This is a genomic window from Streptomyces durmitorensis, from assembly GCF_023498005.1.
In the GTDB taxonomy this organism is placed as follows: Bacteria; Actinomycetota; Actinomycetes; order Streptomycetales; family Streptomycetaceae; genus Streptomyces; species Streptomyces durmitorensis.
In genome coordinates, this window is sequence record NZ_CP097289.1 from 8,597,970 (window position 1) to 8,617,611 (window position 19,642).

A 19,642-nucleotide genomic window follows, 5' to 3' on the forward strand; every position below is an offset into this window, starting at 1 on the left:
CGCCGGTGAGGCATGGTGGTTGTCCCGCCGCGGGCCGGGGTAGGTCCGCCCGGTGCTTTCCTTACCGGGCCACGTCCCGCCGCTGAGCGATCACTTCGCCGCCGAGGGGTATCTGCGACTGCCGTCGCTCATCCCGCCGCACCTGTTGGAGGAGCTGACGCGGGAGGTGGAGCGGCTGGAGAAGCTGGCGGTGCGCAGGGACTTCGCCATGGCGTCGACGGACGATTCGCCCCGCCACATGACCACCCTCGGCGGCCACACCATCGCCAGGGAATCCGTCCTGATCCCGCGTCTGTACGGTGACGGCGAACTCCTGGCCTGGCTCGGCGCGGTCGCGTCCCTGGCCGCGGTCGAGGTCGCCGACCCTCTGGAGCGGCACGTCCTGAACATCCTGCACCGGCCCGGCGACACCCACGGGGCCCACACCGACGACTACCCCCTGGCCCTGGTGCTCTTCATCGAGGCGCCGGACGACCCGGCAGACGGCGGCCTGCTGCACTACACCCCGCGCACGGGCGTCCTGGACGCCCTGCACACCGCCGCCGCCCAGGCGCACCACAGGAGCGGCGACGGCTACCTCCTGCGGGCCGACACCACGGCCCATCGCGTCACCGCACTGCGCAGGCCGGGCATCCGCCGCACGGTGCTGAACTTCGCCTACACCACCCCTGACCGGCAACAAGCGCGCACGTCGACGGCCTCCCACCTGTACGCGCCCTAGACCGGCAGCGCGCACACGGCCAGCGGTGCCGCGAACGGCGCGCCCGTCAGGCGCAGTTGGCCGTCCTTGCCCACCTGGAAGACGCTCACCGAACTCGACTTCTGGTTCGCCGCGAACAGCAGTCGCTGGGAGGGCGAGAAGGCGATGTGCCGGGGGAAGTCCCCGCCGACGGGGACGGTGTCGAGCAGCCGCAGCCTGGCGCCGCCCTCTTCGATCGCGTACCGCGTGAGGCTGTTGTGCCCGCGATTGGCGAGGAAGGCGAAGGCGCCCTCGCGCGTGACGAGCAACTGCGCCGGATAGCTCGTGCCTTCGCCCGTCCCGGTGGACTGCGGCGCACCCGGCGTCAGCCGCCCGCTCGCGGGGTCGTACCCGCAGACGACCACGGTGTTGTCGACCTCGTTCGCCAGATAGGCGAAGCGTCCGGAGGGGTGGAAGGTGAGGTGGCGCGGTCCCGCGCCCGGTCGCAGGGTGGCGTACGAGACCTGGGTGAGCTTCCCCTTCTTCGTGTCGAGGCGGTAGCTGTAGACGGCGTCGTTGCCCAGGTCGACGGCCAGGAGGTGCCCGCCGTCCGGGCTGGTCACGATCTGGTGCGCGTGCGGCCCGTCCTGCCCCGGGCCGGGAGGCGGGCTGGAGTGGGTGACCGAGTCGGTCAACTCGCCCAGCGCGCCCGAACCCTGGATCGGATGGACGGCCACGCTCCCCGAGAGGTAGTTCGCGCTGAGCAGCCAGCGCCCGCTCGGGTGCACGGACAGATGGCAGGGCCCGGCACCGCCGGTGCCTCGCGAGCCGAGGACTTCGGGACCCGAGGCCGAGAGCGCGATCGCGGTCACACCGCCCCTCTCCCGCTCGTTGACGGCGTAGAGCGTCCGGCCCGAAGGATGGAGGCAGAGGTAGGACGGATCGGGTACGCCGGCGAGGGTGCCGGTGCCGGTGATGCGTCCGGTCGCGTCGTCGTACGTCGCCAGACCGAGGCCGGTGCCGCCGCCGGACTGGCTGGTGTACGTGCCCAGGAACAGCTGCCGTGTGCGGCGCGGCGGCCGTTCGGGGGAGAGGGCGGACGCCGAGGCGGATGCGGGCGTGGCGACAGCGGCGGCGGCAGCCGTGGCGGCGACGGCTCCGATGAATCCGCGCCGCCCCCAGCCGCTCGCCTCGGACCGGCTGTCGGACCCGCTGTTCATCTCTGCCGCCATGTCCGCTCCTCGAGTGTCGGTAGTGACGCGTGTGGCAGACAGAGTGATGCCCAGAATCCCCACGATCAAGAGGCGCAACCCGAGTTGCATTCTGCGCAATGCCGAGATCGCTGACGGACGAAGTCCGGTGTCGGGCGTCCATGCCCTTCTGGCGCGGCGCGCGATCGGTGTCGCGCACCGCGCTTAGAACACGGAGAGTAACTGCGGCAGGTCAACCGCGAATATGCGCCGCACGGTGGCCGAGGATGCCACCCCGAGGTATGAACTGGCTCTGAGCGGGCAAGATGTAGATGCCATTCGCGGTGCCGCCCCAGTCCCCGGCGGCGTCGGGCGCCGACCTCAGGGCCGCGCCGCTCGCGTTGTCGTAACTCTTAGTATGCGGGGTGTAGTGAAATTGGGGGGTGGACCATGGGCACGCCCGACCCGGGCTTTGGGCTGCACCACCGTGTGGTGGACGAATCGATCGTTCTGACGTTCCGCGGCGAACTGGACGCCTGGGCGGACCTGGAACTCGCGCCGCGCATAGCGGAGTTACTGGACCCGCCAGGCGCTGACGTGGTGGTGGACCTGCGGCAGGTGTCCTTTCTGGACGCCGGCGGCCTGCGGCTGCTGGTGCGCATCAAGGGCCTGGCCGTCGCGAGGCGGTGCTCCCTGCGGCTGGTGCGCAGCAGTCCGCGCGTCTGGCGGGTGCTGCGTATTACGCGCCTCGACCGCAGTTTCACCGTCCTGGACGGCATGCCCGCCGACCTGGACGTGCCCGGCGACTGTGAGGGAAACCTGAACAGACCAGCCTAGAACGGGCGCAAGCGGCAAATCTGATTACATGACGTACCCCTTCGCCCGCTCTCTCCTCGCCGCGACCGCCCTGCTCCTCGCTCTGCCCGCCATCCCGGCAGCCGCCGCGTCCGCCCGCCCCGAGCCGCCGTGCACCGCGGGTACCGCCCCCTACCAGCGCCAGCTGGAGCGAGAGTTGCGCAGACCGGTCGACGGGATCCAGTCGCCGGAGGACTGCGCGGCGATCCGGCGGTTGCAGCAGCGCCTCGGCGTCTCTCCCGCCGACGGGCGCGCCTCGCTGCGGACGTACCGGACGGTGGTCGCCGACAAGGTGCGGCGTGACCCCGCAGCCCGCCGGGGCTGTCCGTCCCGGGCGTACCGAGTGGTCTGCGTGGACCTGACCCGGCAGCTCCTCTGGGTGCAGGCGGGGCGGCGCCTCGAATTCGCGCCGGTGCCGATGCGCAGCGGGCGCGACGGCCTGGAGACGCGGCGCGGCTGGCACCGGATCTTCTGGAAGCACCGGGACCACTTCTCGACGATCTACAAGGTGCCGATGCCCTACGCCCAGTTCTTCAACGGCGGCCAGGCCCTGCACGGCACCCGGCACGACCTCTTCTCGTCCGGATCCGGCGGCTGCGTGAACCTGACGGTGGCGGACGCGAAGCGGCTCTACCGGCTGCTGCACAAGGGTGACCGGATCTACGTGTGGGGAACGAAGCCCGGCACCGGCGGCTGACGCACCGCCGGCCGCCGGTGCTGGGCCTCACCCGGGCCTCACCCGAGCCCCGGGTGAGGCTCAGCTCCTGCTGCCCTTCTTGCCCGTGTCGTCCCGCACATTGCTGAGCCGGACGGTGACGCCCTTGCCGGCGTTCTCCTTGGTCAGCCGGTAGGGGCCGGTGACCGAGGGGGAGGGCAGGCGGTAGCCGTCCGGTACGGCGGTCTCCCTGAGGTAGTAGGAGTCGAGCGGCTGGTCGGTGAAGTCACAGCGGCCCTGGCTGTCCGTGGCGCACCCTTGTCCCCTGCGGGTGTCCGGGTCCGCTCCTGCGGTCTGCAGACCGTCCTTGCCATTGGTCTCGCGCCAGAGCTCGAACACGGCCCCGGCCAGCGGACGGCCGGTGGTGCGGTCCGTCTTGCGGACGTGCAGGTCGCCCCTGGTGTCGTCATTGGGTGTCTTCTTCTTGTTCTTCGCGGTCACCTTGACGCCGTCGCCCGCGTTCTGCGCGGTCACGACGAGCGGACCGAAGGAGGCGGGGGAGGGCAGGGCGTATCCGTTCGGGGCCTTGGTCTCCACCCAGTAGTACGTGCCGAGCGGCACCGTCCGGTTGCACTCGCCCTGGCCGTCCGTGGTGCACGGAGCACCGACCTGGGTGTCGGGGCTGTCGCCGGAGGTCTGCACGCCGGGGACTCCGTTGGTCTCCTGCCAGAGCTCGAAGACGGCGCCGGACAGCGCCTTCCCGCCCTCCGCGTCCTTCTTGGCGACCTCGACCGTGCCGGTCACCGTCGGCTCGGCCCCGCACTCGGGCAGGTCACCCACGAAGGGGTAGTTGTGGAACTCCTGGCCGCCGCCGCCACCCTTCGCGCTGGTGTGGGTGAGCGAACCGGTCGTGAAGAAGCGTCCGTTGATGCCGGGCACGCTGACCGTCGTGTCCGACGCGTTCTGGCCGATCAGTACGCTGCCCTGGAACTGCCCCGTGCCCTTGATCTCCACGTCCGTCGCGTCGGGGAAGTTCCACAGCAGGCGCTCCCGCAGCCTGTTGAGCGGGTCCGTGGCGTCGTCGATGCCGCCGCTGTACGTGTTGACCACCCGCTGCGTGCCCAGCACGTTGACCAGGACCGTCGCCCCGTCCGGGATGTTCAGGAACCGGATGCCCTCCTGCCCGCCGCTCGCGCCTGCCAGGTCGAAGTCGACGTTGAACACCTGGAGCGCCGATGTGCCGTCCCCGGTGAACACGGTCTCGCCGCCCCCGTGCACGGCCGTACCGGTCGGCGTACGCGTGCCGTCCTCCCCGTGCGCGTAGCACTGGCTGGCCGCGTTGAGCTGACCGCGCAGCGCGGTGTACGGCGCCGCCGCGTCCGGGTCCTCGGTCACGTCCTGGGCCGTGATCGTGCCGCTCGCCGCGCCCGCGTGACGTACGACCCCCTGCTCGGCGAGGAGCCGCTCGCCCGCCCCGATCGTGATGCCGCCCCCGGTGGTGAGCCAGTCGGAACCGACCGGCGGCGCGACCCGGGAGCCTACGCCCGCCTCGCCGACGTTGTAGGCGCCGCCGGCCCCGTCCGCCTTGTCCTGGTCGAAGTCGCCGAGGACGACGACGCGCCCCTCGGCCTCCGCCGCGCTCCCGCGCACCCGGAAGTCGCCGCCCGCGAAGACGTTGATGGCGTTGTCGCGGAACACGATCGAGCCATTGTCGATGGGCGGGTACGGGCCCGGAGGGCAGTTGCCCGGTACGCAGGGTCCAAGACCTCCGGGGAGCGGCGCGGCCACGGCCCGGTCGGCGGGTGGGTCCCCGGCCGAGGCGAAGGCGTTCCCGGAGGGGAACAGCGGAACGGACGCGGCGACGAACGCGCAGCTCAAGGTCGTCAGCAGACGTCCGGCACGATGCGTGTGGAACATTCCGGGCATGTCGATAACCAGCTCCTCAGGCGATAGGAAAGGCTCCTTACCGGCAGCTTGCGACAGCCTCCCGCCGGGCCCGGGGCGGCAGGGCCGCGTCCTGGTGGGAGCGGGCGAACTTCCACTCTCACGGCGGCCCCCGGTGGGGTGAGGGCCTGCTCGGAACCACCTCCGCCGGGGCCCGATGGCCGGTTCTGGCTCGCCGTGACGGAAGTTGACCACTGAGAGCCACTGCTCGGATACGTTGTGCGAGCTGTTTCTGTTTCCCGTGGATACGCGAGGAGTTGCTGAGTGGACCGCAGTTCTGTGATCCGGATGCGTACTGTGCTGGCTGCATTGGGCGTGGCGACCGCGATGGCGGCGGCACCCACGGCGACGGCGGTGGCGGAGCCGAAGCCGTCGTCCTCGGCGCGGCACGAGCCCTGCACCGGTGAGTTCCACAAGGACGCCCGCCTCGGCCCGAAGTGGCTCCCCAAGAAGTGGCAGGAGCCGGTCGGCCCGCTGCTCAAGGGATGGAAGCGCACGGGTGGCCTCTCGCCGTCGTCCTTCCTGAAGAAGTACTGGGAAGGACCCGCCGAATCGGGCGGCTGGAAGTACCCGCCGAACGACGGCTTCGAGACGGCCAACGGCCAGGTCGACAAGCATCCCGAGGAGCTGGAGGAGGGCGAGCTCCTCGACCGCTTCGGATCGGAGTACGGCTCCTTCCTGGCCCCCGCGGGCGACTCGTACGCCGAGCGTGCGCTGCCCCCGCAGAACCTCAACACCCGTGACGCCGCGGTCGCCTGCGACTACCGCGTCTACGAGGTGAGCAAGCCGTTCCACGTCTGGCAGGGCGGCATCGCCCCCTGGTTCGCGCAGCCCGGCGGCGGCCAGCAGATCAAGCTCGACCCGGTCTTCCTGGACCCGGGCGAGGGTCAGCGTCTGAACGTGAAGTGGCTGCTGGAGCACGGCTACCTCGAGCCCGCGAACGACTAGCGCGCCGATGGACATCCGTGGACTGCCCACCGTGCTGCGCGAGGCCGGTGTCGCCGACGGCTACTACTGGATCGAGGGCGTCCACGAACCGGCCCCCACGCCCCCCGACTTCGTCTACCTGCGGAGAACCGAGGACGGCGAGGCGTGGGAGACCGGAACGTACGAACGCGGAACGCACCATCCCCTCGCCCGGCACACGGACGAGGGGGAGGCGTGCGCGCAGCTGCTGCGCCTGCTGCTGTGAGGCATCGGGGCCGCGCCCGTCAGCCCTCGGGGCGCAGCAAGCCGCGCTGGTACGCCTTGGCGAGCCGCTGGGGCACCAGGTAGGCGGAGCCGTCGACGGTGACCGGCACGAGCTGGGGGGTGCTGGCCTTCCACTGGGCTCGGCGGTGGCGGGTGTTGCTGCGGGACATTTTCCGCTTGGGTACGGCCATGGGCTCGGGTCCTCTCTCGGCGGTGCGGTGCCGAGGCTATATGAAAATGGATCCCATTTCGAATTAAGGTTCCGCCCAAGGTTCCGCGCGGACGGGCAGGTGATCCCAAGGGGCGCACAAGGGACCGGAGTTGACAGCTCGAACACGTCCGCGACAGCATCCCGGCGATGGAGATCACCGACCTGACACCCGCGGAGCGCCGCGTCTGGCAGGCGTTTCCGCTCGGCGAGGGCGTCGACTTCCGCGAGAGCCCCGAGGTCCGTGAGAGCCCCGAGGACGATCCCGGGACCGGTGGGTCCTGGGGGCCCGAGCGGACCGTGCGCGCCGAGGTGCTGAGGGCGCTGCTGCTCAACGGGCCGACGGAGGACGGCGAGATCGCCGGCATGAAGTTGACGGGCGCGCGGATCACCGGGTGCCTCGACCTCATGTACGGGACGGTCGAGCAGCCCGTACGGCTGCGGTCCTGCCACTTCGATGAGGCGCCGAACCTGTACGGGGCCCAGGTCCGCACGCTGGCGCTCGGCGACTCGGTTCTGCCGGGGCTGAAGGCGGGCACCCTCCGGGTCGAGTCGGCCCTGCGGATCACCTGCTGCCGGATAGCGGGCCCCGTGCGGCTCGCGGGCGCGCAGATCACCGGCGCCTTCTTCGCCAACGGGGCGGAGCTGGGCACCCCGCACGACCCCGGGGCGCCGGACGCGCCGGACCCCGAAACCGCGGCGGAAGCGGTGCTCCAGCTGAACCACGCGGTGATCGGCGCCGACGTATGGGCCCCCGGCCTGGTGGCCCATGGCCAGGTCCGGATGAACGGAGCCACCGTCGGGGGCCAGGTCAACCTCGACGGCGCCGAAGTGGGCGGCGGCCCCGGTGAGATCGCCCTGGACGTCGAGACCCTGTCGGTCGGCACCGATCTGCGGGCCAAGCGGCTGCGCGCCCGCGGCACGGTCAACCTGAGCGGCGCCAGAATCCCGCGGCACGTCAATCTGGCCCACGCCCGCCTCTCCCACCCCGGCGGGACGGCGCTGCGCGCCAGCAGCTGTGTCGTCGGGGAGCTGTGGCTGCGGGAGGCCGCTCCGATCCAGGGGACCGTGAACCTGCGGCGCTCCCAGCTGGACCTGCTGTACGTCTCCCCGGAGGTGTGGCCCGACCAGGTCAAGCTCGATGGCCTCGGCTACCGCAGGCTCGCCCCTGACCTGCCCGCGGAGCAGCGGCTGCCGCTCCTCGAGCGTGAGACGACCGGCTATCTCCCGCAGAGCTACGAGCAGTTGGCCGCCGCGTACCGCACGGTGGGCGACGAGGCCGCCGCCCGCACCGTGCAGCTGGCCAAGCTCCGCCGCCACCGGCGCACCCTGCCCGCGTACGCCAGGATCTGGGGCCACCTTCAGGATGTGACGGTCGGCTACGGATTCCGCCCGATGCGCGCCGCGGGGTGGCTGCTGGTGTTGCTCCTCACCGGCGCCGTCGCCTTCGCCCTCCACCATCCGCGCCCGCTGAAGTCCGACGAGGCCCCGCACTTCAACCCCGTCTTCTACACCCTTGACCTGCTCCTTCCGATCATCGGCTTCGGGCAGGAGTCGGCCTTCGCGCCGGACGGCCGCTACCAGTGGCTCTCGTATCTGCTGATCGCCACGGGCTGGGTCCTGGTCACCACGGTCGCGGCCGGCATCACGCGCTCGCTCAGCCGCCAGTGACGAACATCGCCGACCTGGACACGGACGGGGCAATGATCGATATCCTCCAGCGAAACGCTCAAACGAACACCCGATGGGTACGTCGCTAGGGGGTCGGCAGCATGCGGGAGCCGAGGGATGTCAGGCGGCAGCGGATACTCGCCGTCGTGGAGTCGCGTGGTGAGGCGCGGCTGAGTGATCTCGCCGACGATCTAGAGGTCTCGGTGATCACCGTGCGCCGGGACGTCGAAGACCTCGCCCGGGAGGGCAAGTTGCGGCGCGGGCACGGCACTGCGCGGTCGGTCGGGCCGGTGGAACGGAGCTCCGCGCCTGCCGAGCCGCCGGCGAGCGGCGGGGCCGTGGCGCTGATGGTGCCCGAGCGGCACACCTATCTGTACGAGACGATGCACGGGGCCCGCGGCGTCCTGAACGAGGCCGGGGTGCGGGTCGCGCTGCACATCGCACCGCAGGTGGAGGGCGCCGAACGGCCGCTGGTCGAGCGGGTGTTGGCCGAGGACGTGCGGGGTCTCCTCATCGCCCCGCGCTGGCGCACCGCGGCCGAGGAGGAGGCGGACTACGCCTGGCTCGCCGCGTCGGGCGTACCCACGGTCCTGATGGAGCGGCGCCCGCGCGCGGGCAGTGCGCTGCACGCCATGGACTCGGTCTGCACCGACCACTGGTACGGCATCCATCTCGCCGTCGACCACCTCGTCGGGCTCGGCCACCGGCGGATCGTCCTGGCCGCCCGCGACGACAGCCCGACGGCCAGGGCGCTGCGCGCTGCCTTCGCCGAGATCGCCGCGTCCCGGCCCGAGATCGAGGACTGGTCCGTGATGCTCAGCGCCGCGGGCGCGGGCCCCGGCAGGGTGCGCGAACCACTGGACCTGGCGGCGCGGCTCCGCGAACGCGGGGCGACGGCGGCCGTGCTGCACGGCGACGTGGACGCCCTGATGCTCGTGCAGCAGCTCATGGACCGCGGGGTGCGGGTGCCGCAGGACTGCTCGGTGGTGGCGTACGACGACGTGGTGGCCGCGCTCGGCAGCACGCCGCTGACCGCCGTGTCCCCGCCGAAGCACGAGGTGGGGCGGACGGCGGCCGGGCTTCTGCTGCGCAGGCTGGACGAGTTGGCGGGGCCGGGCGCCGGGACGACGCAGCGCGTGCAGCTTCTGCCGGAGCTCAAGGTCCGTGGATCCGCGACACATCCAGGGATCGTTTGACCGCTTCAGTTTCTTTTGATCGGTCTATTGACCGGCAACGTTCACGCGATCAGGATTCCCGGTGTCCCGAACAAGAGCCGCGGGAGGCACCCATGCCTGGTCGACCGAGCCGCCGGTCCCTGCTCGCCGTGACAGCCGCAGTTCCCATGGCAGGTGCGCTCAGCGCCTGTTCGGGCAGCACGGGCAGCACGTCGCGCAGCAAAGGCGGCACCACACGCATCACCTTCTGGTCCGCACTGCGCGGAAGCCAGGAAGTGGTCGACGCGTTCAACAAGACCCACGACCGCATCCAGGTCGAGTTCCAGCAGATCCCGTCCGGCGCCATGGGCGGATACGCCAAGCTCAGCAACGCGGCCCGGGCCCAAAACGCCCCGGACGTCGCCACCATCGAGTACCCCCAGGTCCCCGGCTTCGCCATCGACGGCGTCGCCCGGGACATCACCTCACTGATGAGTGACCGGCTGCGCGCCAAGCTCCTTCCGCAGGCACTTGGCCTCACCACCTTCGAGAAGCGGGTCTTCACCGTCCCGCTCGACGTCGAGCCGATGGTGCTCCACTACCGCTCCGACCTGTTCGAGTCGTACGGGATCGAAGTCCCGCGCACCTGGGAGGAGTTCACCGAGGCCGCCCGCACCGTGCGGGACAAGGACCGCGACCGGCGGCTCGCGCTCTTCCCCACCGACGGCGGCACCCAGTTCGCCGCGTGGGCGTGGCAGGCGGGCGCCCAGTGGTTCGACACCCGCGACGGCGCCTGGAACGTGTCGCTGACGGACCGGCCGACCCGGAAGGTCGCGGCGTACTGGCAGGGGCTCATCGACGAGGACCTGCTCTTCGTCAACGCCAGCGAGAGCAGGCACCACGACGCGCAGCTCGGTGAGGGACTGATCCTGGCCCGGCTCACCGGCGCCTGGGACGCGGGCTCGCAGATGAACGCAAGGCCGGGCCAGAAGGGTCAGTGGGCCATCGCCCCGCTCCCGCAGTGGGACCCCGAGAACCCCGTCGTCGGCACCCACGGCGGCTCCACCTTCGCCGTCACCAAGGACAGCCGACACCCCGAAGCCGCCATGGAGTTCATCGAGTGGCAGGTCTCGCACCCCGACGCCCTGCGCGCCCGCCTCTCCAGCGGCACGAGCAGCCAGTACCCGGCCGTCCCCGACCTGGTCCCCGTGGGCCGCAAGGCGTTCGACCGCACCTACTACTCGGGCCAGGACATCTACCGCCTCTTCGAGGAACAGGCCGGGACGATCGGCGACGGCTGGGTCTGGGGCCCGCGCATGACCGCCACCCAGCGAGTGCTGCAGGACGGCTTCGCGCGCGCCGGCGGCGGCAAGGGCTCGCTCATCGACGCCGTGCGCGCCGCGCACGACGGAACCATGCCGGACCTCAAGGCTCTTGGCCTCTCCATCACCGAGCACAGCACATGACCGGCCCGAACACCCCGGCACGCCAAGAGACCCCGCATCGCGACGAGCACCAGCAGAAAGGCAGGTGACCCCCGATGACCACGACCGCGCCCCCGGCCCGCGCCACCCGCACCGCCGACGCCCCGGTCCCCGCCCGCGGCGCACGCACGCGTGCCCGGCGCCGTGAACATGTGGCGTGCGGTGTCCTGATGGCCCCCTTCCTGATCCTGCTGGTGGCGGTCTTCCTGATACCCGTCGGCACCGCGGTCTGGCTGAGCTTCTTCAGCGACGATCAGCCGGGTCTCGGTTTCGGACCGGAGAAGACGGTCTTCGTCGGCCTGCGCAGCTACACCGCCGTCCTCACCGACCCGACCTTCCTGGGCAGCCTGGGCACGGTCGCCCTGTACTGCCTGATCTACATCCCGTTCATGGTGATCGGGGCCCTCGCCCTCGCCCTGCTGCTCGACTCGGGCGTCGTACGGCTGCGCGCCTGGGCCCAGTTGGGGCTCTTCCTGCCGCACGCGGTGCCCGGCATCATCGCGGCCCTCATCTGGCTGTACCTCTACACGCCCGGTCTCAGTCCGGTCGTCGACGTGCTCTCCAAGGGTGACATCCACATCGACTTCCTCGGCGTGAACACCGTGCTCCCTTCGATCGTGAACATCGCCCTGTGGAGCAACCTCGGCTACAACATGGTGATCTTCTACGCCGCGCTGCAAGCCGTGCCCCGAGAAGTGATCGAGGCCGCCGTCGTCGACGGCGCGGGACCGGTGCGCACCGCCCTCCAGGTCAAGGCACCGCTGGTGCGCCCCTCGATCGTCATGGTCGCCATGTTCACCCTGATCTGGGCGATGCAGCTGTTCACCGAACCGATGCTGCTCAGCCAGTCGTCCCCGATGATCAACTCGCGCTTCTCGCCCAGCATGTACATCTACGACGCGGCCTTCACCCGCAACAACTACGGCCTCGCCGCGGCGGCCTCGGTGATCCTGCTCCTGTGCACGGTCGCCCTCTCCTACGGCGTCACCCGCTGGACCAACCGCTCCCAGAAGGAGGCCGCGCGATGAGCGCCGACACCCTCACCGCGCACCGCCCCCGCCTCCTGGGCCGCACCGTCGTGAACACCGTGGTCGGCATCGCGGTGCTCTACACCCTGCTGCCCGTCCTGTGGCTGGTGCTCGCCGCCTCCAAGAACCGGGACGCGCTGTTCAGCAGCAACTTCTTCTCGCTGTCCGACTTCTCCTTCGTACAGAACCTGCGCGACCTGTTCGCCATGGACGGCGGCCTCTACGGCCGCTGGTACACCAACAGCCTCCTCTACGCCGTCCTGGGCGCCGCGATCAGCGCATTGGTGAGCGTCGCCTGCGGCTACGCCTTCGACAAGTACCGCTTCCGGCACAAGGAGAAGGCCTTCGGCCTGGTGCTCGCGGCGGTGATGGTGCCGCAGACGGTGCTCGCCCTTCCGCTGTATCTGATGGCATCGGCCACGGGCGTCGTCGACACCTTCTGGGCGGTGTTCATCCCGGTCCTGTTCAACCCGTTCGGCGTCTATCTGGGGCGGATCTTCAGCCAGGGTTATGTGCCCGACGAGGTGCTCGAAGCGGCCCGGGTGGACGGCGCGGGGGAGCTCACCACGTATGTGCGCGTCTCCCTGCGGATGCTGGGCCCCGGCCTGGTCACGGTGTTCCTCTTCCAGCTCACCGCCATCTGGAACAACTTCTTCCTGCCGATGGTGATGCTCTCGGACGAGAAGCTGTACCCGGTCAGTCTCGGCCTCTACACCTGGAACAGCTCGGCCACCGTCTCGCCCGAGTACTACCCCGTGGTCATCATGGGATCGCTCCTCGCGGTCCTTCCGCTGATCCTCGCCTTCATCCTGTTGCAGCGCTTCTGGAAGTCGGGTCTGACCGCGGGCTCGGTCAAGTGAGTCACCAGTGAGCCACCAGTGAGTCATGTGAAAGGGAACGTGTTGATGAACGGCAGCCACCGTCCGCACACCGCGCTCGCCATGGCGCGGGACGCGGCGACGGCCGTGCTCGGTCCCGACGCCCTGGCCGCACTCGGCCGGGTCTGCGACCTGGAACCGGACACCGTCCTTGACGACTTCACCACCGACCGGGCCCGCGCCGTGCTCCAGGACGTGGAGGTCCTGGTCACCGGCTGGGGATGCCCGCCCCTCGACGCCGCCGTGCTCGCGTCCGCGCCCCGGCTGCGGGCCGTCGTCCACACCGCGGGGTCGGTACGCGGCCACATCACCCCGGAGTGCTGGGACCGCGGCATCGAGGTGTCGTCGGCCGCCGCGGCCAACGCCCTGCCCGTGGCGGAGTACACCGTCGCGATGATCCTGCTCACCGGCAAGCACGTCATGGAGCGGGCCAGGGAGTACAAGGCGACGCGGCGCCGCGACGACTGGCTCGGCCTCTCGCGCGGCGTGGGCAACTACGGCCGCAGCGTCGGCATCCTCTCCGCGTCGATGATCGGCCGCCGTGTCATGGAACTCCTGCGCCCCTACGACCTCCAGCTTCTGCTGCACGACCCGTACGTCTCCGACGAGGAGGCCAAGGCGCTGGGTGTGCGGCCGGTCGGCATCGGGGAGTTGTTCGCGAGCAGCGACGTGGTGAGCGTCCACACGCCGCTGCTGCCCGCCACCCGAGGTCTGGTCGGCCGTGAACTGATCGCCGCCATGCGCCACGAGGCGGTGCTCATCAACACGGCCCGCGGCGCGGTGCTCGACCAGGAGGCCCTCACCGAGGCCGCGCTGGCCGGCCGCATCCGCGCCGTCCTCGATGTCACCGACCCCGAAGTCCTGCCCCCCGACCACCCGTTGTGGGAGTGCGACCACGTCACGATCACCCCCCACCTGGCCGGTTCGCAGGGCAACGAGTGGGGGCGCCTCGCCGACCTCGCCGTCGCCGAGCTCGGCCGCTGGGCCGCGGGCGACGGTTTCGCCCATGCCGTACGACGCGAAAGGCTGGCCTACCTCGCATGAGCATCCCCGGACTGCCCCAAGACGACCGGGAGTTGAGCCCCCACACCGGCTACACGCGCGAGCACTGGGAGGCCGCGGCCGACGGTCTCCTGAGCGCCGCCTGGCAGTGGGCGACTCCGCGCGGCGCACTCCTCGACCTGCCGGGGCGGCCCTCCGCGTCGGGCGTACGGTCGGACGGCCTGGAGGGATACGCCCGCACCCTGCTCGCCGCCGCGTTCCGGGTGGCGGGCGCCGATGGCAAGGACCCGCACGGCTGGCTGGACCGGTACGCGGAAGGACTCGCGGCGGGCACCCGCACACCGGGCCGCGACGACGCCGAGTCCTGGCCGGTGATCCTCGACCACAACGTCCAGGGCCAGCCGATGGTCGAGTCCGCGTCCGTCGCCCTCGGCCTGCGGCTGACCCGCCCCTGGCTGTGGGACCGGCTCGACACCGACGTACAGGACCGTGCGGCCGAGTGGCTGCGCGGCGCGATCCGCCACGTCCCCGCGCCCAACAACTGGTACCTCTTCCCGTACACCGTGGCCGGATTCCTGGAGTCGGTGGGCCGCGGAGACGCGGGCACGGCACGGGCGCGCGAGCGGGCCATCGGACTCCTGGAGACCTGGAACCGCGGCCAGGGCTGGTACGCCGACGGAGACGGCCGTGCCTTCGACCACTACAACGGCTGGGCCCTGCACCTGTACCCGACGCTCGACGCCCAACTCGCAGGCGATGAGGATCAGTTGGCCCGGCACGGCGCCCGCCTGCACGAGCACCTGGAGAGCTTCGGGCTCCTCTTCGGCGGCGACGGCGCCCCGATCCACTTCGGCCGCTCCCTGACCTACCGCTTCGCCGCGGGCGCCTCCGTGGCCCTCGGCGCGCTCACCGGCCACACGCCCCTCACCCCCGGCACCTCGCGCAGGATCCTCAGCGGATCGCTGCGCTACTTCCTCGACCGCGGCTCCGTCGGTGCCGACGGACTGCTCAGCCTCGGCTGGCACGGCCCGCACGAGGCGACCCTCCAGCCCTACTCGGGCCCCGCGTCCCCGTACTGGGCGTCGAAGGCGTTCGTCGGTCTCCTGGCACCGGCCACCCACCCCCTGTGGACCGCCACCGAGGAACCCGCCCCCAGCGAGAGCCGCGACCAGGTCCTCGCGCTGCCCGCGCCCGGCCTCCTGGTGCAGAGCACCCGCGCCGACGGGATCGTCAGGCTGCACAACCACGGCAGCGATCACGCGCGCCCCCACGAGGCCCAGACGGCGGCCCACGAGGACCCGCTCTACGCCCGCCAGGCCTACTCCACCAGGACAGGACCCACGGCACGCGGCAACACCGCGGACAACCACCTCGCCGTGGAGGTGGCGGGAGTGCGCAGCGCCCGCTGCCGAATACACCCGCTGGGCGCAGGCCAGGGTGACGGCTGGGGCTGGGCCGCGTCCCGGCACGCCCCGGCCTTCGTGAGCGGCCCGCCCATGGTGCCGGGGCTGCGCGTGGAGAGCGTCACCGTGGCCAGGGGCCGCCACGAACTGCGCGTGCACCGCGTCGTCGGCGCACCGCACGGCGCCCGCGTCACCCACACGGGCTGGGCGACGGGCCCGGACGAGTCCTTGCTCTCCGCGCTGCACCCCTTGCACGGCTGGAGCGGCCAGGACGAACAACGCGCACCCCAGGGCACCGCCTTCACCCGGTGGGCCCGCCTGCCGCGGCTCACGGCCGATGCGCAGGGCACGGCCGTGTACGCGGCTCTGGCCACGCTCACCGCGGAGCCGGAACCCGCGTCCTTGGCCGACGCGGCCACCGTGGTGAGCGCCACGGCGGACACGGTCGAGGTGCGCTGGGCGGACGACGGCTCGCTGACCCGGATCGCCTTCGAGCCGATGACCGTCGAGCACGGCTGGTCGTGAGCTCAGGGCCGACTTGACCCTCACGTCGCGTCAGGCTGCACGCTGTACGCGACGAAAGGCGAGGTCCATGAGCTACACCGTCGGGCAGGTCTCCGGGTTCGCGGGGGTCACCGTCCGCACTCTCCACCATTACGACCGGTCCGGGCTGCTCGTGCCCAGCGAGCGCAGCCCGGGCGGGTACCGCCTGTACGGCGAGGCCGATCTGGCCCGCCTCCAGCAGATCCTCTTCTACCGCGAACTCGGCTTCGCCCTGGAGGAGATCGCGCAGATCCTCGCGGACCCGCAGGCAAACGCGCTCGACCAGCTGCGCGCCCGGCACAAGGCGCTGGTGGAGCAGATCGGCAAGCTGGGCCGCCTGGTGGAGGTCGCAGAGCGGGCCATGGAGGTGCAGCAGACCGGCGTGCGGCTCAGCCCGCAGGAGCGGTTCGAGGTGTTCGGCGAGATCACCTTCGACCTGAGCTACGCCACCGAGGCCGGGCTCAAGTGGGAGAACAGCGCGGGGCACAGGGAGGCGATGAGCCGTGCCGCGGCCCACTCCAAGGAGGACTGGGCCCGGCTCATGGGCGAGGCGGCCCACTGGCGGGCCGAACTGATCAAGGCGTTCGACGAGGGCGAACCCGCCGAGGGGAAGCGCGCCACGGCCCTCGCCGAGGAGCACCGGCAGCACATCACCCGCTGGTTCACGCCCTGCCCGCCCGCCATGCACCTGCGCATCGCCGACGACTTCGCCGACGACCCCCGCGCCTTCGCCCTCGTCGTACCGCCTTCGGAGCAGCGGCCCGGGCTTGCCGCGTTCCTGCACGCGGCGGTGCGGGCCAACGCGGAAGAGGGCGGGAGCGAGGTGGCGGGCCGATGAGGATTCTGCTGGCCGCCGCCGGGTCGTACGGCGATGTCGCCCCGTACACCGGCCTCGGTGCCCGGCTGCGGGAAGCGGGCCACGACGTCGCCCTTGCCACGCAGGAGTCCTTCGCGCCGCTCGTGCGCGGCGCCGGGCTCACCTTCCGTCCGCTGCCCGCCGACACGAGTGCGGGCGGCGGTGGCGGAAAGCGGCAGCTGATGCGCACGGCCGCCGCGTTCGTACGGGAGCTGGGCGCCGGGCTCGTCGAAGCCGCGGAACCCGGCGCCGACGTGCTGCTGCTCTCGACGACCACGGCGCCCCTCGGCCGGCAGCTCGCCGAGGCCATGGGCGTACCGTCCCTGGGCGTCTACCTGCAACCCACCCATCCCACAAGGGAGTTCGCGCCGGTGGTGACCGGCGGCAGGTCGCTCGGCGGCCCTGCCAACCGCGCGCTCGGCCGCTTCTCGCTGCGGATGGCCGACCGTGTCTACGCCGACGCGGCAGCGGACCTGCGGGCGCGGCTCTCGCTGCCTCCGGCCGCCCTGAGTGCCCTGCGGCGTCGCCAGGAAGAGGCCGAGTGGCCGGTCCTGTACGGGTTCAGCACGGCCGTGGTGTCCCGGCCCGCGGACTGGCGCGAAGGTCTCGACGTCGTCGGCAACTGGTGGCCGCATCACGACCCGGACACCCCGCTGCCCGCCCCCTACGAGGACTTCCTGCGGGCCGGACCGCCGCCCGTCTTCATCGGGTTCGGCAGCATGGCCGCGGGGGAGGGCGCGCGACTGAGCGAGCTGGCCGTCTCCGCGTTGCGCCGGGCCGGGCTCCGGGGCGTCCTCCAGGAGGGGCGGGCGGGGCTGATGGCGCACGGCGACGACATCCTCACCGTCCACGAGGTGCCCCACGCGCTCCTCTTCCCGCGGATGGCCGCCGTGGTCCATCACGCGGGCGCGGGCACCACGGCGGCGGGGCTGCGGGCGGGGGTGCCCGCGATCCCCGTACCCGTCATGGCGGACCAGCCCTTCTGGGCCTCGCGGCTCGCCGGACTCGGCGCGGCCACCGCACCCGTCCCGTTCAAGGAGCTCACGGCGGAGCGCCTCGCCGAGCAGCTCGGGCGTGTGGTGCGCGAGGCCGCGTACGAGGAAGCCGCCCGTGCCGTCTCCCGCCGGATGGGCGCGGAGGACGGCGCCGGTCATGTCCTCAAGGCGATCGAGCGGCTCGGCTGAACCGCCGGGGCACCCCGGCTTGTCCGCCCGCGGTCGGCTACCCGACCGTCACCACTCCGCCCACCACCACGACCTCGGCCTTCGTCCCCGGGATGTCCTCAGGACGTACGCGCAGGATGTCCCGGGACAGGACGACGAAGTCGGCCAGCTTGCCCACGGTCAGCGAACCCCGTTCGTCCTCAAGGAAGTTGGCGTGGGCGGAGCCCATCGTGTAGCCGTGGACGGCCGTCTCGACGTCGAGTGTCTCGGTGGGCTGCCAGGGGTCGCCGCCGCCGAGGGGGCGGCGGGTGAGGGCGGTGTAGATGCCCGCCATCGGGTCCATCTCGGCGACGTTCCAGTCGCTGGAGAGCGCGAGCACCGCGCCCGCCTCGTGCAGGCTCCGCATCGGCCAGGCCTTGTGCCACCGGTCCGCGCCGATGTTCTCGGCCCAGTCCTGGCCGGGACCCGCGATCTCGGGGGCGCAGTGGCGCGGCTGCATGCAGGCGACGACACCGAGTTCGGCGAAGCGCGGGGTGTCGGCGGGGTCCAGGCACTCGACGTGGACGACCTGGTGCCGGGCGTCGCGCGGCCCGTTGAGGGTGCGGGCATGCTCGACGGCGTCCAGGACCGTGCGGATGCCCCGGTCGCCGGTGGCGTGCACGAAGCACTGGAAGCCGCGGGCGTCCAGCTTCGCGAGCAGCTCCGCGAACTCGTGCGCGGGGTAGAACGTGTCGCCCCGATGCTTCCCGCACCCGGAGTAGGGCTCAAGGAGCGCGGCGGTGCGCGGTTCCACGACGTCGTCGATGTACAGCTTGAGCGGCCCGACGCGCAGCCGGTCGTCCGCGAACCGCTGTGCGGCGGCCGCGAAGTCGTCCAGGTCGGCGTCGGTCGTGCCGCGCGGATGGAAGAGCGCGGCGACGATGCGCGAACGCAGCCGCCCCTCCTCGCGGGCGCGGGTGAAGAGCTCCAGGTCGTCCAGGGAGTTCTGCGGTTCGACGACCGTGGTGATGCCGAAGCCGATCGCGTCGTCCAGGCTCTTGGCGAGCCGCCCGTACTGCCGGTCGGGCGACGCCCACGGAAGACCGAGCTCGCGCAGGGCACGGTGGCCGTCGCGGGAGAGCCCCTTGACCGCGAAGTCCTTGATGAACCCGGTGGGTTCGCCCGTCGCCGGGTCGGTCTCGGCGCGGCCGAACGGCAGCGACGTATGTGCGCGGTCGACGCCGAGGCGGCGCAGGGCGGCCGTGTTGAGCCAGGCGGTGTGGACGTCGTAGCTCAGGACGAAGGCCGGGGTGTCGCCGGTGACGGGGTCGAGGTCGGCGGCGTTCGGCATACGGCCGCCGGGGATCGCGGAGTAGTCGAAGGCCTCGGCCTCGATCCAGTCCGCGTCCGGGTTCTCGGTGTGCCAGGCGCGGATGCGGTCGTGGATCTCGCCCAGGGTGCGGGCGCCGGCGAGCTGTACGCACGCGTCGTCGGAGCCGAGGCGCACGTGGTTGTGGGCGTCGATGAAGCCGGGCAGGACCAGGCGTCCGCCGCCGTCCACGACCTGGGTTCCCTCGCCGGTCCAGGAATCCGCCTCCGCGTCGGGGCCCAGCCATGCGATGCGCCCGTCCAGTACGGCGAGCGCCTCGGCGGAGGGGAGGTCCGGGTCGACGGTGTGGATGCGGGCGTTGCGCAGGACGAGATCCGCGGGCCTGGGGGTGGTGCTGGTCATGAGAGGTGAACTCCTGGGGCGGTACGG

Annotated in this window: 18 protein-coding genes; 14 read left to right on the top strand and 4 right to left on the bottom strand. The window is 71.7% G+C overall.

Annotated features, from left to right (window positions below; all coding sequences use genetic code 11):
• The first annotated feature begins 52 nt into the window (after positions 1–52).
• Positions 53–721: a HalD/BesD family halogenase gene (locus M4V62_RS38490; RefSeq protein WP_249591823.1), complete on the top strand. Its 669-nt coding sequence runs from the start codon at positions 53–55 to the stop codon at positions 719–721.
• On the opposite strand, the gene M4V62_RS38495 is transcribed toward M4V62_RS38490, so the two are convergent.
• Positions 718–1,911, bottom strand: a complete 1,194-nt coding sequence (locus M4V62_RS38495; RefSeq protein ID WP_249591824.1) for a lactonase family protein — start codon at positions 1,909–1,911, stop codon at positions 718–720. The genes M4V62_RS38490 and M4V62_RS38495 overlap by 4 nt on opposite strands.
• 408 nt (positions 1,912–2,319) lie before the next feature.
• Between M4V62_RS38495 and M4V62_RS38500 the strand changes: the two genes are divergently transcribed.
• Positions 2,320–2,706: an STAS domain-containing protein gene (locus tag M4V62_RS38500; RefSeq protein ID WP_249591825.1), complete on the top strand. Its 387-nt coding sequence runs from the start codon at positions 2,320–2,322 to the stop codon at positions 2,704–2,706.
• A 28-nt stretch (positions 2,707–2,734) separates the two neighbouring features.
• Positions 2,735–3,421: a L,D-transpeptidase gene (locus M4V62_RS38505; RefSeq protein ID WP_249591826.1), complete on the top strand. Its 687-nt coding sequence runs from the start codon at positions 2,735–2,737 to the stop codon at positions 3,419–3,421.
• 60 nt (positions 3,422–3,481) lie between these two features.
• Here M4V62_RS38505 and M4V62_RS38510 read toward each other — a convergent pair whose 3' ends face one another.
• Positions 3,482–5,305 (bottom strand): choice-of-anchor A family protein, encoded by a 1,824-nt coding sequence (locus tag M4V62_RS38510; protein WP_249591827.1) that lies wholly within the window; start codon positions 5,303–5,305, stop codon positions 3,482–3,484.
• A 306-nt stretch (positions 5,306–5,611) separates the two neighbouring features.
• Between M4V62_RS38510 and M4V62_RS38515 the strand changes: the two genes are divergently transcribed.
• On the top strand, positions 5,612–6,271 hold the full coding sequence (locus M4V62_RS38515) for a TNT domain-containing protein (RefSeq protein WP_425575154.1): 660 nt from the start codon (positions 5,612–5,614) through the stop codon (positions 6,269–6,271).
• 7 nt (positions 6,272–6,278) lie between these two features.
• Positions 6,279–6,515 (top strand): hypothetical protein, encoded by a 237-nt coding sequence (locus M4V62_RS38520; protein ID WP_249591828.1) that lies wholly within the window; start codon positions 6,279–6,281, stop codon positions 6,513–6,515.
• Between the two features lie 19 nt (positions 6,516–6,534).
• Here the strand turns inward: M4V62_RS38520 and rpmF are convergent, their stop codons facing one another.
• Positions 6,535–6,705 carry a 50S ribosomal protein L32 gene (gene rpmF, locus M4V62_RS38525; RefSeq protein ID WP_249591829.1) on the bottom strand — a complete coding sequence of 57 codons (171 nt, stop codon included), beginning with the start codon at positions 6,703–6,705 and terminating at the stop codon, positions 6,535–6,537.
• Between the two features lie 167 nt (positions 6,706–6,872).
• Here rpmF and M4V62_RS38530 point away from each other — a divergent pair, with 167 nt between their 5' ends.
• The 9 genes from M4V62_RS38530 to M4V62_RS38570 all read left to right on the top strand — a co-directional run bounded on the left by M4V62_RS38530 (position 6,873) and on the right by M4V62_RS38570 (position 17,925).
• Complete coding sequence (locus M4V62_RS38530; RefSeq protein WP_249591830.1) at positions 6,873–8,393, top strand: membrane-associated oxidoreductase; 1,521 nt, start codon at positions 6,873–6,875, stop codon at positions 8,391–8,393.
• A 101-nt stretch (positions 8,394–8,494) separates the two neighbouring features.
• Positions 8,495–9,589, top strand: a complete 1,095-nt coding sequence (locus M4V62_RS38535; protein WP_249591831.1) for a substrate-binding domain-containing protein — start codon at positions 8,495–8,497, stop codon at positions 9,587–9,589.
• Positions 9,590–9,681: 92 nt separating this feature from the next.
• The gene (locus tag M4V62_RS38540) at positions 9,682–11,013 is read left to right on the top strand and encodes an ABC transporter substrate-binding protein (RefSeq protein WP_249591832.1); all 1,332 of its coding nucleotides are present in this window, start codon (positions 9,682–9,684) and stop codon (positions 11,011–11,013) included.
• 74 nt (positions 11,014–11,087) lie between these two features.
• Entirely contained in the window at positions 11,088–12,059 is a 972-nt protein-coding gene (locus tag M4V62_RS38545; protein WP_249591833.1) for a carbohydrate ABC transporter permease, read from the top strand.
• Entirely contained in the window at positions 12,056–12,919 is an 864-nt protein-coding gene (locus tag M4V62_RS38550) for a carbohydrate ABC transporter permease (RefSeq protein ID WP_249591834.1), read from the top strand. The genes M4V62_RS38545 and M4V62_RS38550 overlap by 4 nt, the downstream gene beginning before the upstream one ends.
• A 45-nt stretch (positions 12,920–12,964) precedes the next feature.
• Positions 12,965–13,981 (top strand): hydroxyacid dehydrogenase, encoded by a 1,017-nt coding sequence (locus M4V62_RS38555; RefSeq protein ID WP_249591835.1) that lies wholly within the window; start codon positions 12,965–12,967, stop codon positions 13,979–13,981.
• Positions 13,978–15,867 carry a DUF2264 domain-containing protein gene (locus tag M4V62_RS38560; RefSeq protein WP_249591836.1) on the top strand — a complete coding sequence of 630 codons (1,890 nt, stop codon included), beginning with the start codon at positions 13,978–13,980 and terminating at the stop codon, positions 15,865–15,867. The genes M4V62_RS38555 and M4V62_RS38560 overlap by 4 nt, the downstream gene beginning before the upstream one ends.
• Before the next feature lie 67 nt (positions 15,868–15,934).
• Positions 15,935–16,723 (top strand): MerR family transcriptional regulator, encoded by a 789-nt coding sequence (locus M4V62_RS38565; RefSeq protein WP_249591837.1) that lies wholly within the window; start codon positions 15,935–15,937, stop codon positions 16,721–16,723.
• Positions 16,720–17,925, top strand: a complete 1,206-nt coding sequence (locus tag M4V62_RS38570) for a glycosyltransferase (RefSeq protein ID WP_249591838.1) — start codon at positions 16,720–16,722, stop codon at positions 17,923–17,925. The genes M4V62_RS38565 and M4V62_RS38570 overlap by 4 nt, the downstream gene beginning before the upstream one ends.
• Positions 17,926–17,962: 37 nt before the next feature.
• On the opposite strand, the gene M4V62_RS38575 is transcribed toward M4V62_RS38570, so the two are convergent.
• Positions 17,963–19,615, bottom strand: coding sequence for an amidohydrolase (locus M4V62_RS38575; RefSeq protein WP_249591839.1), 1,653 nt, complete (start codon positions 19,613–19,615; stop codon positions 17,963–17,965).
• Positions 19,616–19,642: the final 27 nt, after the last annotated feature.

Bases quoted from the DNA above. Each gene is read 5' to 3' on its own strand.
- M4V62_RS38495 (WP_249591824.1), bottom strand. From the start codon at position 1,911: ATGGCGGCAGAGATGAACAGCGGGTCCGACAGCCGGTCCGAGGCGAGC.
- M4V62_RS38500 (WP_249591825.1), top strand. From the start codon at position 2,320: ATGGGCACGCCCGACCCGGGCTTTGGGCTGCACCACCGTGTGGTGGAC.
- M4V62_RS38505 (WP_249591826.1), top strand. From the start codon at position 2,735: ATGACGTACCCCTTCGCCCGCTCTCTCCTCGCCGCGACCGCCCTGCTC.
- M4V62_RS38510 (WP_249591827.1), bottom strand. From the start codon at position 5,305: ATGCCCGGAATGTTCCACACGCATCGTGCCGGACGTCTGCTGACGACC.
- M4V62_RS38515 (WP_425575154.1), top strand. From the start codon at position 5,612: ATGCGTACTGTGCTGGCTGCATTGGGCGTGGCGACCGCGATGGCGGCG.
- M4V62_RS38520 (WP_249591828.1), top strand. From the start codon at position 6,279: ATGGACATCCGTGGACTGCCCACCGTGCTGCGCGAGGCCGGTGTCGCC.
- rpmF (WP_249591829.1), bottom strand. From the start codon at position 6,705: ATGGCCGTACCCAAGCGGAAAATGTCCCGCAGCAACACCCGCCACCGC.
- M4V62_RS38530 (WP_249591830.1), top strand. From the start codon at position 6,873: ATGGAGATCACCGACCTGACACCCGCGGAGCGCCGCGTCTGGCAGGCG.
- M4V62_RS38535 (WP_249591831.1), top strand. From the start codon at position 8,495: ATGCGGGAGCCGAGGGATGTCAGGCGGCAGCGGATACTCGCCGTCGTG.
- M4V62_RS38540 (WP_249591832.1), top strand. From the start codon at position 9,682: ATGCCTGGTCGACCGAGCCGCCGGTCCCTGCTCGCCGTGACAGCCGCA.
- M4V62_RS38545 (WP_249591833.1), top strand. From the start codon at position 11,088: ATGACCACGACCGCGCCCCCGGCCCGCGCCACCCGCACCGCCGACGCC.
- M4V62_RS38550 (WP_249591834.1), top strand. From the start codon at position 12,056: ATGAGCGCCGACACCCTCACCGCGCACCGCCCCCGCCTCCTGGGCCGC.
- M4V62_RS38555 (WP_249591835.1), top strand. From the start codon at position 12,965: ATGAACGGCAGCCACCGTCCGCACACCGCGCTCGCCATGGCGCGGGAC.
- M4V62_RS38560 (WP_249591836.1), top strand. From the start codon at position 13,978: ATGAGCATCCCCGGACTGCCCCAAGACGACCGGGAGTTGAGCCCCCAC.
- M4V62_RS38565 (WP_249591837.1), top strand. From the start codon at position 15,935: ATGAGCTACACCGTCGGGCAGGTCTCCGGGTTCGCGGGGGTCACCGTC.
- M4V62_RS38570 (WP_249591838.1), top strand. From the start codon at position 16,720: ATGAGGATTCTGCTGGCCGCCGCCGGGTCGTACGGCGATGTCGCCCCG.
- M4V62_RS38575 (WP_249591839.1), bottom strand. From the start codon at position 19,615: ATGACCAGCACCACCCCCAGGCCCGCGGATCTCGTCCTGCGCAACGCC.